General features: G+C 63.8%; 14 protein-coding genes. 5 read left to right on the top strand and 9 right to left on the bottom strand.

The features are described from left to right. The first annotated feature begins 86 nt into the window (after positions 1-86). Together lon and RHPLAN_RS18995 are read left to right on the top strand one after the other, a co-directional pair. A complete protein-coding gene (gene lon / locus RHPLAN_RS18990; RefSeq protein ID WP_237180200.1) occupies positions 87-2,414 on the top strand; it encodes an endopeptidase La in 2,328 nt (775 codons plus the stop codon). A gap of 359 nt (positions 2,415-2,773) precedes the next feature. Further along, a complete protein-coding gene (locus RHPLAN_RS18995; RefSeq protein ID WP_157100349.1) occupies positions 2,774-3,037 on the top strand; it encodes a hypothetical protein in 264 nt (87 codons plus the stop codon). Between the two features lie 54 nt (positions 3,038-3,091). Here the strand turns inward: RHPLAN_RS18995 and RHPLAN_RS19000 are convergent, their stop codons facing one another. From RHPLAN_RS19000 to RHPLAN_RS19025, 6 genes are read right to left on the bottom strand one after another with little or no spacing between them, the layout of a single operon-like run. Next, complete coding sequence (locus RHPLAN_RS19000; protein ID WP_068020831.1) at positions 3,092-4,288, bottom strand: LLM class flavin-dependent oxidoreductase; 1,197 nt, start codon at positions 4,286-4,288, stop codon at positions 3,092-3,094. Between the two features lie 12 nt (positions 4,289-4,300). Continuing rightward, entirely contained in the window at positions 4,301-5,068 is a 768-nt protein-coding gene (locus RHPLAN_RS19005; RefSeq protein ID WP_068020834.1) for an alpha/beta fold hydrolase, read from the bottom strand. 21 nt (positions 5,069-5,089) lie between these two features. Further along, positions 5,090-5,785, bottom strand: coding sequence for an ABC transporter ATP-binding protein (locus RHPLAN_RS19010; RefSeq protein WP_068020836.1), 696 nt, complete (start codon positions 5,783-5,785; stop codon positions 5,090-5,092). Next, a complete protein-coding gene (locus tag RHPLAN_RS19015; protein WP_068020838.1) occupies positions 5,785-6,528 on the bottom strand; it encodes an ABC transporter ATP-binding protein in 744 nt (247 codons plus the stop codon). The genes RHPLAN_RS19010 and RHPLAN_RS19015 overlap by 1 nt, the downstream gene beginning before the upstream one ends. After that, positions 6,525-8,369, bottom strand: a complete 1,845-nt coding sequence (locus tag RHPLAN_RS19020; RefSeq protein WP_068020840.1) for an ABC transporter permease — start codon at positions 8,367-8,369, stop codon at positions 6,525-6,527. The genes RHPLAN_RS19015 and RHPLAN_RS19020 overlap by 4 nt, the downstream gene beginning before the upstream one ends. A 39-nt stretch (positions 8,370-8,408) precedes the next feature. Continuing rightward, positions 8,409-9,626, bottom strand: a complete 1,218-nt coding sequence (locus RHPLAN_RS19025; protein ID WP_068020842.1) for an ABC transporter substrate-binding protein — start codon at positions 9,624-9,626, stop codon at positions 8,409-8,411. Between the two features lie 242 nt (positions 9,627-9,868). On the opposite strand from RHPLAN_RS19025, the gene RHPLAN_RS19030 reads away from it, so the two are divergent. Beyond that, positions 9,869-10,894 (top strand): LLM class flavin-dependent oxidoreductase, encoded by a 1,026-nt coding sequence (locus RHPLAN_RS19030; RefSeq protein ID WP_068020844.1) that lies wholly within the window; start codon positions 9,869-9,871, stop codon positions 10,892-10,894. Positions 10,895-10,927: 33 nt separating this feature from the next. Here RHPLAN_RS19030 and RHPLAN_RS19035 read toward each other — a convergent pair whose 3' ends face one another. Next, positions 10,928-11,521, bottom strand: coding sequence for an NADPH-dependent FMN reductase (locus RHPLAN_RS19035; protein ID WP_068020847.1), 594 nt, complete (start codon positions 11,519-11,521; stop codon positions 10,928-10,930). A 51-nt stretch (positions 11,522-11,572) separates the two neighbouring features. On the opposite strand from RHPLAN_RS19035, the gene RHPLAN_RS19040 reads away from it, so the two are divergent. Further along, a complete protein-coding gene (locus RHPLAN_RS19040) occupies positions 11,573-11,971 on the top strand; it encodes a winged helix-turn-helix transcriptional regulator (protein ID WP_084245183.1) in 399 nt (132 codons plus the stop codon). A gap of 12 nt (positions 11,972-11,983) precedes the next feature. Here the strand turns inward: RHPLAN_RS19040 and RHPLAN_RS19045 are convergent, their stop codons facing one another. Together RHPLAN_RS19045 and RHPLAN_RS19050 are read right to left on the bottom strand one after the other, a co-directional pair. Then, entirely contained in the window at positions 11,984-12,577 is a 594-nt protein-coding gene (locus tag RHPLAN_RS19045) for a class GN sortase (RefSeq protein ID WP_068020850.1), read from the bottom strand. Positions 12,578-12,676: 99 nt separating this feature from the next. Next, on the bottom strand, positions 12,677-14,869 hold the full coding sequence (locus RHPLAN_RS19050) for a marine proteobacterial sortase target protein (protein WP_237179856.1): 2,193 nt from the start codon (positions 14,867-14,869) through the stop codon (positions 12,677-12,679). Positions 14,870-15,164: 295 nt separating this feature from the next. On the opposite strand from RHPLAN_RS19050, the gene RHPLAN_RS19055 reads away from it, so the two are divergent. After that, positions 15,165-15,929: a helix-turn-helix domain-containing protein gene (locus RHPLAN_RS19055; RefSeq protein WP_068020852.1), complete on the top strand. Its 765-nt coding sequence runs from the start codon at positions 15,165-15,167 to the stop codon at positions 15,927-15,929. Positions 15,930-15,954 lie beyond the last annotated feature (25 nt).

A 15,954-nucleotide genomic window follows, 5' to 3' on the forward strand; every position in this document is an offset into this window, starting at 1 on the left:
GCATGGAGCAGGCGGGCGGACAGCCCGCCGGCCGCTCCGACCAGACGCGCTCCGAGGCGCCGCTGCCGCCATTGCCGGCCGATGCGATGATCATCATGCCGGTGCGCAATTTCGTGTTGTTTCCGGGCATCGTCATGCCGGTGACGGTCGGCCGTCAGCGCTCCATCGCGGCCGCCCAGCAGGCCGTGCGCGAGCAGCGTCAGATCGGCATCCTGATGCAGCGCGACCCGCAGATCGAAGAGCCCACGACGCTCGACATGCACCGCATGGGCACGATCGCCAACGTGGTGCGCTATGTCACCGCGCCGGATGGCACCCAGCATCTGATCTGCCAGGGCGAGCAGCGTTTCCAGGTGCTCGAATTCCTGAGCGGCTGGCCGTTCTTCGTGGCCCGCGTGCTGCGCATTCCCGAGGCTGACAGCAAGTCGCCGGAGATCGAGGCGCGGATGATGCATCTGCGCAACCAGGCGGTCGAAGCGCTGGAGCTGCTGCCGCAGGCGCCGCAGGAGCTGATCGCCGCGATCCAAGGGGTCGAGTCGCCCGCCGGCCTTGCCGATCTTTCGGCGGCCTACATGGACCTCAAGCCGGACGAGCGGCAGGAGGTGCTCGAGACCGTCGACGTCCCGGCGCGGATGGAAAAGGTCTCGCGGTTCCTGGCCCAGCGCCTCGAAGTGATGCGGTTGTCCGCGGAAATCGGCAAGCAGACCCGCGCGGCGCTCGACGAGCGCCAGCGCGAGGTGCTGCTGCGCGAGCAGATGGCCGCGATCCAGAAGCAGCTCGGCGAAGGCGAGGAGGGCAAGGCTGCCGAACTCGTCGAAATCGAGCAGGCCATCGCCAAGGCCGGCATGCCCAAGGAGGTCGAGGACCAGGCGCGCAAGGAACTGCGCCGGCTGCAGCGCATGCCCGACAGCGCCGCCGAATACGGCATGGCTCGCACTTACCTGGACTGGCTGGTCGAGCTGCCGTGGGCGCTGCCGGAAGAGACGCCGATCGACATCAAAGAGGCCCGCAGGATACTCGATGCGGATCACTACGGCCTCGACAAGATCAAGCAGCGGATCGTCGAATATCTCGCGGTGCGCAAGCTCGCGCCGCAGGGCAAGGCGCCGATCCTGTGCTTCGTCGGCCCCCCCGGCGTGGGCAAGACCTCGCTCGGCCAGTCGATCGCCAAGGCGATGAACCGCAAGTTCGTGCGCGTCAGTTTGGGTGGCGTGCATGACGAGGCGGAGATCCGCGGCCACCGGCGCACCTATATTGGCGCTCTGCCCGGTAACATCATCCAGGGCATCCGCAAGGCCGGCACGCGCAACTGCGTGATGATGCTGGACGAGATCGACAAGATGGGCACCGGCATCCACGGCGATCCGAGCGCCGCGATGCTGGAGGTGCTCGATCCGGAGCAGAACAGCACGTTCCGCGACGCCTATCTCGGCGTGCCGTTCGATCTGAGCCGCGTGGTGTTCATCACCACGGCGAACATGCTCGACACCATCCAGGGTCCGCTGCGCGACCGCATGGAGATCATCAGCCTCGCGGGCTACACCGCGATGGAGAAGCTCGAGATCGCCAAGCGCTATCTGGTGCGGCGGCAGCTCGAGGCGAACGGCATCAAGGAAGGTCAGGTCGAGATCACGGAAGCTGCGCTCGACGAGATCATCCAGCACTACACGCGCGAGGCCGGCGTGCGCAATCTCGAGCGAGAGATCGGCAAGACGCTCCGCAATGCCGCGGTGCGGATCGCCGAAGGCGCGACAGGGCCGATCCGGATCGACCGTGACGGTCTCGCGGCAATTCTCGGCGCGTCCCGCTTCGAGAACGAGGTGGCGATGCGAACGAGCGTCCCCGGCGTGGCCACGGGCCTCGCCTGGACGCCGGTCGGCGGCGACATCCTGTTCATCGAGGCGACCAAGACGCCCGGCGGGGGCCGGCTCATTCTGACCGGCCAGCTCGGCGAGGTGATGCGTGAGAGCGCGCAGGCGGCGCTCAGCATCGTCAAGAACCGGGCAGCGGCGCTCGGCATCGAGGACGGCGCATTCGAGAAGAGCGACATCCATATCCACGTGCCGGCGGGGGCGACCCCGAAGGACGGGCCGAGCGCAGGTGTTGCGATGTTCATGGCGCTCACCTCGCTGATGACCAACCGCACCATCCGCAGCGACACCGCGATGACCGGCGAGATCAGCCTGCGCGGTCTGGTGCTGCCGGTCGGCGGCATCAAGGAGAAGGTCGTGGCTGCGGCGGGCGCCGGGCTGAAGCGCGTCATGCTGCCGGCGCGCAACCGGCGGGACTATGACGACATCCCGGAAGAGACACGCAAGCAGCTCGAGTTCGTCTGGCTGGAACGTGTGGAGGAGGCGGCTGCGGCGGCACTCGAACCGTCCGTTGCCGGAGAAGCGCGAACCGAAGTCGCTTGAGGCCAATCCACTCGATGTGAATCTTTTGTAATGCGCTGACAAGATCGTGAAGCTGAAGCGCGCGTGTCTCGACAGAGATGCGCGCGCTTTCATTTTGTCCGCGGCCGGTAGTTTTGCACCGCAAAAATCAGGGATTCGCTGCAATCTTGCGGTGGTTTTTGCCGAATCCTGCTGATGCCGCTTAATGCGTTATTTTTGCGATGGAATTCTGATCGATATTTCAAATCCTGATCACGGGAGGGTGTGCGTTTAGTCACTTGTTGCGGTGCGAAGAAAGATTAGATCGCGGTCGTGAAAACGGGCGAGCGCCATATCGGGCTCGTCCGTTGGAAGAAGTCGAAGAAACGAAAGGTACGATCATGAAGACCTTGAAGGTTTTAACTGCTGCTGCCGGGATTCTGCTCGCTGTCGCCGCGCCGACCTTGTCCGCAAGCGCGAAGGAACGCGTGCATCGCGGCTACAACGCCTATGCCAGCGATGCGGCGAGCGTCGAGCGCAACGCTCCGTACTACGGCTCTGCCGATAGCCGGGAAGCGCTGACGCCCCTGCAGCACAACTACCATCCGATTGCGCCGAACCAGCCGTATTCGGATCGTCCTTACGGCGATCCCGATCGCGACTAATCGCGGCGGGAACAAAGCCCCGGCCTCAACGGCCGGGGCTTTGACTTGCGCGGCTCAACCCGCAGCGGCTTTCGATGTCTCGGTGATGCCGGAGGGCATCGTGCCGGGGAACAGCTCTTTCAATCGCGGATAGACTTCGCGGGCGAACATACGGATGCCGTGCACGGTGTCGTCGTGTTCGAGGAAGCCGGCCTGGCCCATGATCAGGATCTGGCCGTAACCGCCGACATGGTGCCAGTGCTTCTTGATCTGCTCGAACACCTGGTCCGGCGTGCCCGCGAACATGGTGCCGGCCTCGATGGCTCCATCGACCGTGCCTTGCTTGGTGCCGAATGCGCTGACGACGTTATGCGCGCCACGCGCAAGCTGCATGTTCATCGCGACGGGCACGTAGCCCGGCGGGTTGGAGAAATGTAGCGGCACTTTGTTGGCGTTGACGTACCAGAGCAGTTTCTCGGCTCCGGCGCGGGCCTTGGCCTCGGTGTCACCGACGTAGATCAGCGCCGCATAAGCCAGCCGGTCGATCGGCACGTCCTGGCCGCGGCCGGCTTCCCGCCAGCCGCGCCGGTAGGCGTCGTAGATGCGCTTGGTCGTGTCGAAGCCTGTGAGGAACGTCGCCTGGATATAGCCATGCGCGCCGACCTGCTGGGCGCCGCTGGTGCTGGTGGTGCTGACCCAGATGGGCGGATGCGGCTGCTGATAGCAGCGCGGCCAGATGTTGATCGAGCGGTGGTGGAAGAACCGGCCCTCGAAGCTGAACGGGCCATCGTGATGGGTCCAGGCCTTCACGATCAGGTCGAGCGCCTCCCAGTGCCGTTCGTTCATCCGCACCGGATTGCTGTTCGCCGGCAGGATTTCATACGGCACGCCGCGCACGAAGCCGGCTTCCACCCGGCCGTGTGACAGCACGTCGACCATCGCCATTTCTTCCGCGACCCGAACCGGCTGGCGGCGGTTGGCGATCGGGTTGCCGAGAATGAGCAGCCGGGCCTTCTTGCTGAGCCGCGCCAGCGCCGCGAGCATCAACGGCGCCGCCGGATCGACGCAGGTCGCGGTCTGATGATGCTCATTGAGCATGATCTCGACGCCTTCCTCCTCGGCGATCAACCATTCGTCGATGTAACGGTCGTAAAGCGCCGCGCCCTTGGCCGGATCGTAGATGCGATTGGGCAATGACACGCGGATCGACGGGTAGGAGTCCTGCGGCGGGAGATACGGATAGGCGGTCTCGCTGAAATGCCAGGCTCTCATGTCGAACTCCGATCAGGCTGCGAGAAAATTGAGGACGGTCGAGGCGAAGGCCTCCGGCTGTTCCAGATGAGGCACGTGGCCAGCCGCGGCGATGGTGTGCACGCGGGCGTTCGGCAGCAGCGCCGCGTAGGCCTTCAGATAAGCGTCGGAGACGAGGCCGTCGCTCGCGCCGCGCATGAACAGGGCCGGGCACGTCACGCGATGCAGCCGGTGCTTCAGCTTGGTGTTGTGCATCCACGGCTCCCATACCATCAGCGCCAATGTCTCGCGGTTGCGGAACATCGCGGCGAGCTGGTCGTCCGACATGCTCTTGGTGTCGGGGGCCGATCTGGCGGGGTCGTGATAGAGGAGCTTGTCGACGTCGCTCTGCGGCATCGCGAAGATGTCGGGAATGTCGAGCTTGTCGGACGAACCAGTCTTCACGCCGACCGGGCTCACCATCACCAGCCGCCGCACGCGGTCGGGCACTTTGGTGGCGATCTCGGCCGCGATCCAGCCGCCGATCGAGCAACCGACGATGTCGAGGTGCTTCAGGCCGAGCGTGTCGAGCAGTTCGAGATAGATATGCGCGATGTCGTCGATGGAATCGAGCCATTCCGGCAGGCTCGATTTGCCGAAACCAGGATGTGATGGCGCAATCAGCCGGTGCTTGGCCGACAGCGGTCCAACGAACGGCTGCTGTGGGGCGAAGCCCCCGGCGCTGTGAAGGAAGAGGATCGGCGCCCCTTGCCCGGATTCGAAAAGCTCGAGATCGACGTCGGCGACTTTGACGGTTTTCAAGCGAGCACCTCCCAGACCATGTCAGACACTCAAATATTCCCGCAGCACGGTTTCGTTGCTTTCGATCTCGGCCGAGCTGCCGGTGAAGCAGATCTCGCCCTTGTTCATGATGTGATGGCGGTCGCCGACGGCGAACGCCGCGCGCAGGTTCTGCTCGACGAGAAGGATTGCGAGACCTTGGTCCTTGAGACCGCGCAGCACCTTGATGATCTCCTCGACGATCATCGGTGCCAATCCCTCGGACGGCTCGTCGAGCACCAGCAGGTCCGGGTTGAGCATCAATGCGCGGGCGATCGACAGCATCTGCTGCTCGCCGCCGGAAAGCTGGAATCCGAGATTGCGTTCGCGGGCTTTGAGAACCGGAAAGAGCTCAAAGATGCGCGGCAGATTCCAGTCGTCGTTGCCGCTGCCCCGGGCAAACACCGTGAGGTTTTCGCGCACAGTCAGGCTTGGGAAGATGCCGCGCTCCTGCGGCACGAAGCCGACGCCCAGCCTCGACACCGCGTAGGGCGGCAGTGCTCCAATGTCGCGACCGCTGTAGCGGACGTGGCCGCCACGGGGATGCATGTAGCCCATCACCGTAAGGATGGTTGTGGTCTTGCCAGCACCGTTCCGACCCAGGAGGCATACGACCTCGCCCTTGCCGACGGTGAGCGAGACGCCGCGGAGCACGTGGCTCTCGCCGTAATAGGCATGAACGCTCTCGAGCTCCAGCATCAGTGCCTCACCCCGAGATAGACCTCACGCACGCGAGCATTGGCCTGGATTTCGTCCGGCGTGCCGGTGGCGAGAATTTTCCCGTAATAGAGCACGGTGACGCGGTCGGCGACCGAGAACACGACCTTCATGTCGTGCTCGATCATCAGGATGGCGAGGCTGCGCGGCAGGCCAGCAATGAGCTCGATCATCCGCGCGGTTTCGGCTGGCGACATGCCTGATGTCGGCTCGTCGAGCAGCAGGATTTTCGGATCGCCCGCGAGAGCCATGCCGATTTCGAGCTGACGTTGCTCGCCATAGGAGAGATTGCGGACGGTGCGGTCGCCGTCGCTGCCAAGATGCACCTGGGCCATCAACTCCTTGGCGCGCGTCATCAGGGCGGCATTGCGGTCAGCCGGCCGAAAGAAGTCCAGCGGCTTGCCCAGGCGGACTTCAAGCGCAAGCCGCAGGTTCTCGATCACCGAAAGGTTCTGGAACAGATTGTTGCGCTGGAACGTGCGGGCCACCCCCATGCGGCTGATCCGGTCCGGCGAGTGACCGGTGATATCTGTGCCGTCGACCAGGATATGGCCGGAACTTGGCGCGAGCTGGCCGCCGATCTGATTGACCAGGCTGGTCTTGCCGGCGCCGTTCGGACCGATGATGACGTGACGTTCGCCCGGTGCGATGTCGAGGTTGACGTCGTCCGTGACGACGAGGCTGCCGAACGAGCGGTTGAGGTGTTCGATGCGGAGCGCGCTCATGATTTCGCGCTCCTCGTGCGGAGGTGGAGGCCACGGATCGCACCCCAGATGCCGCCGGGGAAGAACATCACGCAGCAGATGAAGGTGATGCCGATGATGGCGAGCCAGTGCTCGTTGTAGGAGCTCACGACGTTCTTCATCAGCAGGAACACGCCGGAGCCGATCGCGGGTCCGATCAGGGTGCCGGCGCCGCCCAGCATGGTCATGATCAGGACGTCACCCGAGGCGGTCCAGTAGAGCGCATCGGCTGAGATGAAGCCGTTGAAAATGGCGTAGAGCCCGCCGGCGAGGCCGGCGAGCGCGGCCGCAATGGTGAAGGAGAGAAGCTTGTAAGCCAGCGTCGGGTAGCCGATCGCGAGCATGCGCTGCTCGTTTTCGCGGATGCCGATGAAGACGCGGCCGAGCGGCGCGTTGATCAGGCGGCGCAGCGCCCAGAATACCAGAACGAAGAAGATGAGCGCCATGAAGTACATGGTGAGCGAGCTCGACAGGTCGAAACCGAAGAAGCTCGGCTTGTCGGCAATCGCGAGGCCATCGGAGCCGCCCGTGACGTCACGCCATTTCAGCGCAATCGAGAACACCAATTGCGAGAAAGCGAGCGTTAGCATCAGGAACGTGACGCCGCCGGTGCGGACGCAGAACCAGCCGATCAGGCCTGCGGCGAGCGAGGCAAGCACCGAGCCCGCCACAACGCCGATCCAGGCATTGATCCCGAACATATTGCCCAGTACGCCGACTGCATAAGCGCCAAGTCCGAAGAATGCGGCGTGGCCGAGCGACATCAGCCCGGTGAAACCGAGCAGAAGATCGAGGCTCATGGCGAAGATCGCGAAGATGAAAATCTCGGCGATCAGCGTTCTGCCGTAGTCCGAGACCGTAAATGGCAGGGCGATCAGAGCAGCGAGCGCGACGAACTCGACAATGCGGGTGCGGTTGGTCGGCGGCACGGGCGTTGTCGAGACAGCGGCCGGAGCCGCATCGGCATATTTGATGCCGAACAGGCCCTGCGGCCGCACCAGCAGAACCAGAATCATCGTCAGATAAATCAGGAACAGCGCGAGGCTCGGCAGATAGGCCTTGCCGAAGGTGTCGGCGATGCCGATCACCAGACTGCCGGCAAATGCGCCGCGAAGACTCCCGAGCCCACCGATCACGATGACGATAAACGCCGGGATCAGGATCTCGGCGTCCATGCCCGGATAGAGCCCGAGAATGGGTCCCGCGGCGACGCCGCCGAGGGCTGCCAGCGCGACGCCAAAGCCGAACATGCCGCTGAACAGCGCCGGGATGTTGCCGCCGAGGCCCGACGCCATCTGCGCGTCATCGACGCCAGCGCGCACCATGGCGCCGATGCGGCTTCGCTCCAGGAACAGCCAGAGCAGGAGCGCGATGGCGAAGCCGAAGCCAATGAGAAACAGCCGATAGGCCGAGAACACGCCGGCGCCGATATGCAATGTGCCCTGCAGCGCCTCCGGCGCCGGCAAACGCAGCACCGAACGGCCCCAGACGGTCTGCACGAAGTCGAGAAACACGAAGGTGAAGCCGAACGTCAGCAGCACCTGGTCCATATGGCCGCGCCGGTAGAGCGGCCGCATGAACAGCCGCTCGATGACGATGCCGGCGATGATGATGGGGATGGGGGCGAGGATCAGCGCCAGCCAGAAGCTCCCGGTGGCGTTGAAGATCGACAGCCCCACATAGGCGCCGAGCATGAAGAACGAGCCGTGGGCGAGGCTCACGACATTCATCAGCCCGAAGATCAGCGACAGGCCGGCCGCCATCAGAAAGAGCAGGACGCCGTAGACCAGCCCGTTCAGAAGCTGGGCGACGAACACTTCCATGCGGGTTTCAGCCGGCGTTTCAGGGCGTTGCGGGTGCGGTCAGTAGATCTTCTTGCCCGGGTCGGTGACGTCCTTGGCGGTCGACAGGATCTTGGTCGAGATGCCGTCGCCCTTCTCGATCACCTGGCAGATGTAGATGTCCTGGATCGGATTATGCGTTGCCGGGTCCATGCGAAACGGCCCGCGCGGCGCGTTGAATTTCACCTTGGTCATGGCGTCGGCAAGCTTGTCCTTGTTGCCGGCATCGCCGTCGATCGCCTGCATCGCCTCGCCGAGCGCCCGGCCGGCAACGTAGCCGTAATCGGCGAACAGGTCCGGAGAGGATTTGTATTTGGCCTTGTAGTCGGCCGCGAACTTCTGGCCCTCGGGCGTGGGCACCGTATCCGTGTAGGTCAGCGCCGAGATGATGCCGATCGCGGACTTGCCAAGCGCGCTCACGGTTTGCGAGTCGATGATGGTGAAGCCGGTCAGCGGCATTTTCTCCTTCAGTCCGAATTCGCTGTATTGCTGGATGAAGCGCACCGCGTCGGCGCCCGGCATGAAGTCGTAAGTGACCGGCGGATTGATCGACTTGATGTCAGTCAGGTAAGGGCTGAAATCGGTGGTGCCGAGCGGCGGCCAGATTTCCTTGATCACCTTGCCGCCGCGCTTGACATACGGACCCTTGAACTGCGCGATGACATCGCGTCCGCCCGCATAGTCCGAGGCCGTGGTGACGATCTCCTTGCCGAGATTGTCGTAGACGTAGTTCGCCATCGGTGTGGACAGCTGATAGGCGGAGATCGAGGTACGGAACAGATAGGGGTAGCGGTCCCAGGTGATGGCGTCGGTGCCGGCGCCCGACACCACGTAGAACGCTTTCTGTTGCTTCATGTAATTCAGCACGGCGAGTGCCACGTTGCTCGCCTGGATGCCGACCAGGAGATCGACCTTGTCGCTTTCAACGAGCTTCTTCGCCTTCTGCAAGCCAACCTGCGGATTGAACTGATCGTCCTCCTTGACGAGTTCGATCTTGCGGCCGGCGACCGTCCAATTGATGCTCTCGAAATAGAGGCTCATGCCGTTGAGGTTGCCCTCGGCTGCGTAGGCAAGGCCGCCGGTGAAGGAGTTCAGCACGCCGAGCTTGATCGGTGCTTTGCTCTGGGCGAGCAGCGCGGGCGCGGCGAGGTTCGAGGTCAGGACGGCGCCGGCGGCCGCGGAATGCTTGACGAATGAACGCCGCGACAGGCGTGCGGCGAATGGGCCTTGCTTCCTCATTGCGTCTCTCCCTCGGGCTCCGGACTTGTCGCCGGCTGCTTCCTCGATACTAGGCGGGACTCGGCGCACCTCGCTAGAGGTTTCCGTGCGTTCGATCGTCTCGGCATGCGGACGGTTCTGCGTCACGCGGCTATTGACCAATGCTGCGTCACCTGATGCAAATCCGCCCAACTCCCCGCTGCATTGGCGGTGCGATTACAGAACAGGCAAACCAAGCCGTAAATTGAGTGGGCGGAAACCGCATGAAGTTGGAATTCGGCATTTTCGATCACCTCGATCGCAACGACTTACCTTTGCGCGAGTATTACGAGCAGCGGTTGAAGGTGATCGAGGCCTTCGATCGTTCTGGCTTCTACGCCTATCACGTGGCCGAACACCATTTCACGCCGCTCGGCATGGCGCCATCGCCCAGCGTGTTCCTTTCCGCGATCGGCCAACGCACCGCGCGGCTTCGTTTTGGCACCTTCGTCTATGCTCTGCCGGTGCATCATCCGCTCCGGGTGATGGAAGAGATCTGCATGCTCGATCACATGAGCGGCGGGCGGCTGGAGATCGGCTTCGGCCGCGGTTCAGTGCCGTACGAGATTTCCTATTACGGGCAGAACGCGCAGGAGCGGCAGCAGATCTATGCCGAGCGTCTGGAACTGATCATGAAGGCCTTCACGGTCAAGAAGCTCGACTGGAAGGGCAAGTATGACCAGTTCGCCAACGTGCCGATGGAGATGGAACCGTACCAGAAGCCGCATCCGCCGCTGTGGTACGGCGCGCATTCGCCGGACAGCGCCGAGCGCGCCGCACGCAAGGGCTTGAACATCGTCACCAACGACATGCCCGACAACACGCGCGCCATCGTCGAGCGTTATCGCAAGATTTGGGGCGAGGTCCAGAGCGGTGCGGCGTTACCCAAGATGGGCATGGTGCGCTTCATCGTGGTGGCCGACACCGACGATCAAGCGCTGGCCATCGCGCGGCGCGCCTATCTGCGCTGGCGGGCGAGCTTCACATATCTCTCCGAGCTGAACGGCACATGGCCGGAATCGCCGCTTCGCGTGGAGAATTTCGACATGCTGATCAAGCAAGGGCAAGCCATCGCCGGTTCGCCCGAAACCGTGCGAGCGTTTTTGGGCAAGCAGGTTGAGGACAGCGGCGCCAACTACATTGTCGGGCAGTTCTGCTTCGGCGATCTGTCGGGGGAGGAAATGCTGCGTTCAGTGGAGCTGTTTGCAGCGCAGGTGAAGCCCGAGCTGCAGACGGCGTTCAAAAGCTAGCGTGGAGTCGAAGTCGGCGCGAAGAACACGTGGTCAAGCTGCGGCCGCTTTTGCCGCCGTCGTTGCTTTCGCCCACCACACGAGTTCGTCGAGCGCGGTTTTGGCCGAAGGAAGCAGATTCGCCTCAATCTCCTCGATGGGCTTCTTGCCGAACATCGGATGCACCGCCATGAAATCCCCGCCGCCAATATGCACGGCAGCATGCGTGGAGACCATTTGTAGTTCCACGGCAATAGAACGCAGGTGTTCGATAGCGCGCGCAGCTCCGACGCCGCCGTATCCGATCGCGGTGAATGGCTTGCGATTCCACTCCTTGTAAGCTTGATCGAGCGCGTTCTTGAGCACGCCAGTAATGGAGTGGTTGTATTCCGCGACCACAAAGATGTAGCCGTCATATTTTGCGACGGTATGTTGCCAGCGGATCGCCTCGGCATTCTTGCTCGGCATCCACATGTTCGATGCCATTTCATCGAAGAAGGGCAGCGCATAATCGCGCAGGTCGACCAGCTCTACATCCATATCTCCACGCGCCTTGGTTTGCTTCAGAATCCACTGCGCCGGCCCGTCGGCGAAGCGAGTCGGTCGCGTAGAGCCAATGATGACGGCGATTTTAGGCTTAGATGTCATGATTACCTCGGGTATGCTGGTTTCTTGCGGTAACCAACCTAAGCAAACCCAATGGCTGAACAAGAAGGCACCTTGTCGACACCAGATAACCACGAGGATACCGCCCACTGCGAACACATCAGCCGCATGCTCGCGCGCATCAGCGACAAATGGACTCTTCTCGTGGTGCGCGTGCTAGGCCAGGGACCGCGTCGATTCAACGCGTTGAGGCGCGAAGTCGGCGAGATCAGCCAAAAAGTGTTGGCATCGACGCTGAGGGACCTTGAGGAAAACGGCTTTGTCACGCGGACGGTCACCCCCGTCACGCCGCCGCAGGTGGAATATGAACTGACCGACCTCGGGCGAGAACTTTTCAAGCCGGTGCAAGGGATAGCAGACTGGGTCGTCGCGAACTCGACGCGCATCGAAGCTGCGCGCGCGGCCTATGCGAAACGTCGCGCGCGTGAATAACCGTGCCGCTGCTTACTTCAGTGAGACGTGCTGCGCCTCGATCAATTCGGCGTGCACCAGATAGCGCAGCGGGCCGGGCGTGACGGAGTCCAGCGGCCAGCAGGTCGACAGCACCAGCTCCGGTCGGTCGGTGATCGGATCGATGCCTGAGTCGTCGTAGCGCACCACGGACGTGCCGTTGACCTTGTAGCGGAAGATGCGGCCGTCGCGCCGCGTTACGGCAATCTCGTCGCCCATTTTCACGTCCTTGAGAAACCGGAAGTGCGTGTCGCGGTGCGCCGAGTAAACCGCGACGCCGCGTTCGCCGGCATTGGCTGTGAGTTCGACATGGCCCGGGCCGAACGCCAGAGCCTGGCCGCTGCTGCCTTCCAGCACGATGGCGCTGGCGTTGATGCGTTTCATTTCGATGCGCGCCACGGGCCAGGTGTCGGCCCATGACCACGGCTTCACGTCGCGGCCGGTCGCAATCGTCTCGGCGAAGGCGCGCTCCAGCAGCACCTGGGCGAGCATGGCTTTGGCGTGGATGTAGAGGCCTTGGCCCAGCAGGTAGGCACCAGCGAGAGCGAGCATCAGAGCGGCCAACCGTTTTGCATCGAGGCGTTTCATCGGCGCGGTCCTTGAAGAGAATGCGCGCGCGGCCCTGGGGGGACAGAGGCCGCGCGCGCTGGGAGGAGGTGGGGGGCAGACTCCTCCGGTCATCCGGCGTCAGGTTGTGGCAGCACGCCGCCGGGTGAGTGCGAGCAGGATCAGACTGAGCGTGAGCAGCACAGCGCCTGCGATCATCTTGAGTTCGGCATCCGTTGCCGTCTTGGGCAGCGTCACCGTCTTGGGGGCTGCCGACACCGCGGGCAGTGCGCGCTTGGCGAGCGCAAGCTGGATGCGGCCTTCGTCAGCTTCGGTGCGCTGCTCCTTCGGCACGAACGGCACGGAGCGTTCGCCGAACACCTTCTCGAACACCCAGCCGGCCGGCAAATTCAGCGGCAGCTCGGTGAGCTTCAGCGTCTCGCCGTCGGGCCTGCTCGGCGTCCTGTCGACCGCGACCAGACTGGTCAGCCGTGTCACCAGCTGATGCTCCAGGCCCAGCGCCAGGATGGTCTTGTCGGCTTCCTCCGGCGCAGACTGCCGCATGGTGCGGGCAATCTCGGCGTCGGCGATTTTGCGCCGCGCCCAGAGCTTGGACAGGCCTTTGCCCTCGGCGGCGTTTTCGAGCGGCAGCGTCACCGACCACGGACGGTCGCCGATGCGGCCCTTGATCTCGACCGAGCCGGGGAGCTTGTCGAGGCGTGCCGCAAGCACCAGCGGCTCGCCACGATAGATGTCCGGGATCGCGGCCGGCGTCATATCGGCCAAGGCGGCGGAGAACTTCACCGCGAGGTTCGTCACCGCTGGGTTCTCGAGCTTGGCGAACAGGCCGCGCATCCGCTCCTCGACCTGCTCGACCGAGCCGATGTGGGTGAAGGTGCCGCGGCCGAGCTCGGCTGCGCGGTTCATCAGGTAGGTGTTCGGCGCGGAGCCGATGCCGACCATGAAGATCCGCGAACGGCCGCGCATGGTGCTGATGGTGTCGAATAGCTGCTGCTCGTTGCCGATCGCACCGTCGGTCAAGAACACGACCTGGCGGACGTAGTTGCCATCAGCTAGGCCGCGATCGTTCAGCGCGGCACGCATCGCCGGTACCATTTCGGTGCCGCCCTGGGCCTGCAGCGCGTCGACGAAGCGCCTGGCCTGATCGACATGCTCCTGGTCGGCCGATACCGCGTCAGGGAACAGCACGTCCATGGTGTGGTCGAAGCGGATCACGTTGAAGCGGTCGTTCGGCTGCAGGCGGCCAAGCGCATAAATGAGGCTCGCCTTGGCCTGCACGATCGAGGTGCCGCCCATCGATCCCGAGTTGTCGATGACGAAGATCACCTCGCGCGGCAAAGGCTTCTGCTCGGCCTGCTCGATGGCAGGCGGCGTCACGTAAGCCAGCACATAGTCGGCGTCGCCGACCTTCTCACGGAACAAACCCACGGAGGGCGCGGTCTCGTTCGCAGGCTTCCAGGTCAGTTCGAAGTCGCGGTCGGCTGGCACCGGCCCGTTCGCGAGCTTGACGATGCGTGTGCCCGCGTCCGGGCTCTCGACATTGACCGCATGGAAGTGGCTCTTCACCTCGCCGAGCGGAAAGCCGGCCTGCAGGCGCACGGTGATCTGGGTCGGATTGACCGGACCGTTCTGCGCCGGATCGAGCACCGGCGGCGAGATGCGGTCACGGTCGGGCACCGGATCGGTCGTGGCTGTGCCCCAGCCGCTGCTGTCCGGGCGCAGGTCGACGCTCTGCACGATCGGCGCCGGGTTGTAGCGGGGGCCCACGACCATCGGAACGCGGAGCGAGAACTCACCGGCCGATTGGTGCACCGGCTCCTGGTATTCGATCTGCACCAGCACGGTCTCGCCCGGGCCGATGTTGGCGACAGAGTTTGTGAAGATGTTCGGCCGTTCCTGTTCGGTCAGCGCGGCCTTCTGGCCGTTCTGCTTGGCTTGCTCATAGATCACGCGGGCCTGCTGGCGCTCTTTGATTTCGCCAACCACGATGCGGTCGCCGACCACCATCTTCAGGGTGTCGACCGCGCCGCCTTCGGGCAATGGATAGACGTAAACCGCCTCGACCCAGTTCCGCGTCGGATTGCGGAAAATCTGGGTGACTCGGGCGCGGATGGTCGGCCCGGACACCGTCAGATCGACGTCGATCCCAAGCCGGTTGGCGTCGGCGTAGCCGTCATCGGTCTTGATCAGAAGCGAGCCCGAACGGGCGTCGCCGGGCTTGGTCAGAGGAGCAGGGTCGCTTGCCGCCTGCATCGGCCCGATGTTGATAAAAAATGCCGCAATTCCCACGAGAATCGCAGCCAGATACCGCATAAATCGGAGCCCGATGGGCTCCGTCGAATTTGGCCGGCCCAGCCGGCCGGTCCGTTGGATTGCACCGCACGTGATCATTTCAAGCGCTCCCGAAGCTGCCTTCCGCCGGCTGCCGTTGTGCGTCGGAGCGCTTTATCCCGCGAGCGTGATGATCTGGATTGTTCCGCAAGGCCCCGCCAGGCTCAGCACGAGGGCAGCCGCGACTCGCCGCCGTCCGCCCGAGGCGTACGGCCCGGTGCGGTTTTGTGATGGTTTGTGCGTCCGCTAGAATTCTTGAGGATTCGGAGGGGTGACGATGCTGGCGATGGACAAGCAGCTGACGGCCGAGCAGAGCCAGCAGGTGGCCGCGACGGTCCGTGAAGAGCTGGCAAGGCGCCGCCTCTCGCGGCAGCAGCTCGCTGAGCTCGCCAAGATCAGCATGTCGACGTTGGAGAAGGCGTTGGGCGGCCGGCGTCCATTTACGCTTGCGACCACCGTGCGGCTGGAGGAGGCGCTCGGCGTGGCGCTGCGCAAGCGCGCGGACGCAGCGGTCGCGGTCGTGCCGTCCGGTGGCGACGTCGCGCCGGATCATCTCGGTGCTTATTCGCGCAGAGCGGTCGCCTGGATCGAGGGCACCTACGTGACGCTGCGGCCGTCATTCGGTGACAAGGAGTCGATCTACGCCTATCGCACTGAGATCGCTTGGGATGCCAAGAGCGCCTGCCTGCTGTTTCGCGAGGGCGAGCGGCTCGACGCGGACTTCACCCAGTTCGGCGAGGTCGCGGTGCCCAATCAGTCGGGGCATGTTTATCTCGTCACCAACCGGAGCGGTCAGCACCGGCTGGTCACCGTGTCGCGTCCGACCATCACCGGCGAGATGTACGGCATCCTGATGACGCTGCTCGCCGGCAAAGGCTCGCTGCTCACGCCGATTGCCGCGCCAATCGCCTTCGTGCCGCTCAAGGCCGTGGCGAAGCCGAGCTTCGGCCGCGTCAATTCCAGCGATCCGAACCACGCGCTCTATCGCAAGCATCTCAAGCGGACGCTCGACGAGCCGTTCGCGATGTTCATGCCGGGGTAGCCCCGGCACTTCCGGTCGCTAGAGC

Source organism: Rhodoplanes sp. Z2-YC6860 (genome assembly GCF_001579845.1).
In the GTDB taxonomy this organism is placed as follows: domain Bacteria; phylum Pseudomonadota; class Alphaproteobacteria; order Rhizobiales; family Xanthobacteraceae; genus Z2-YC6860.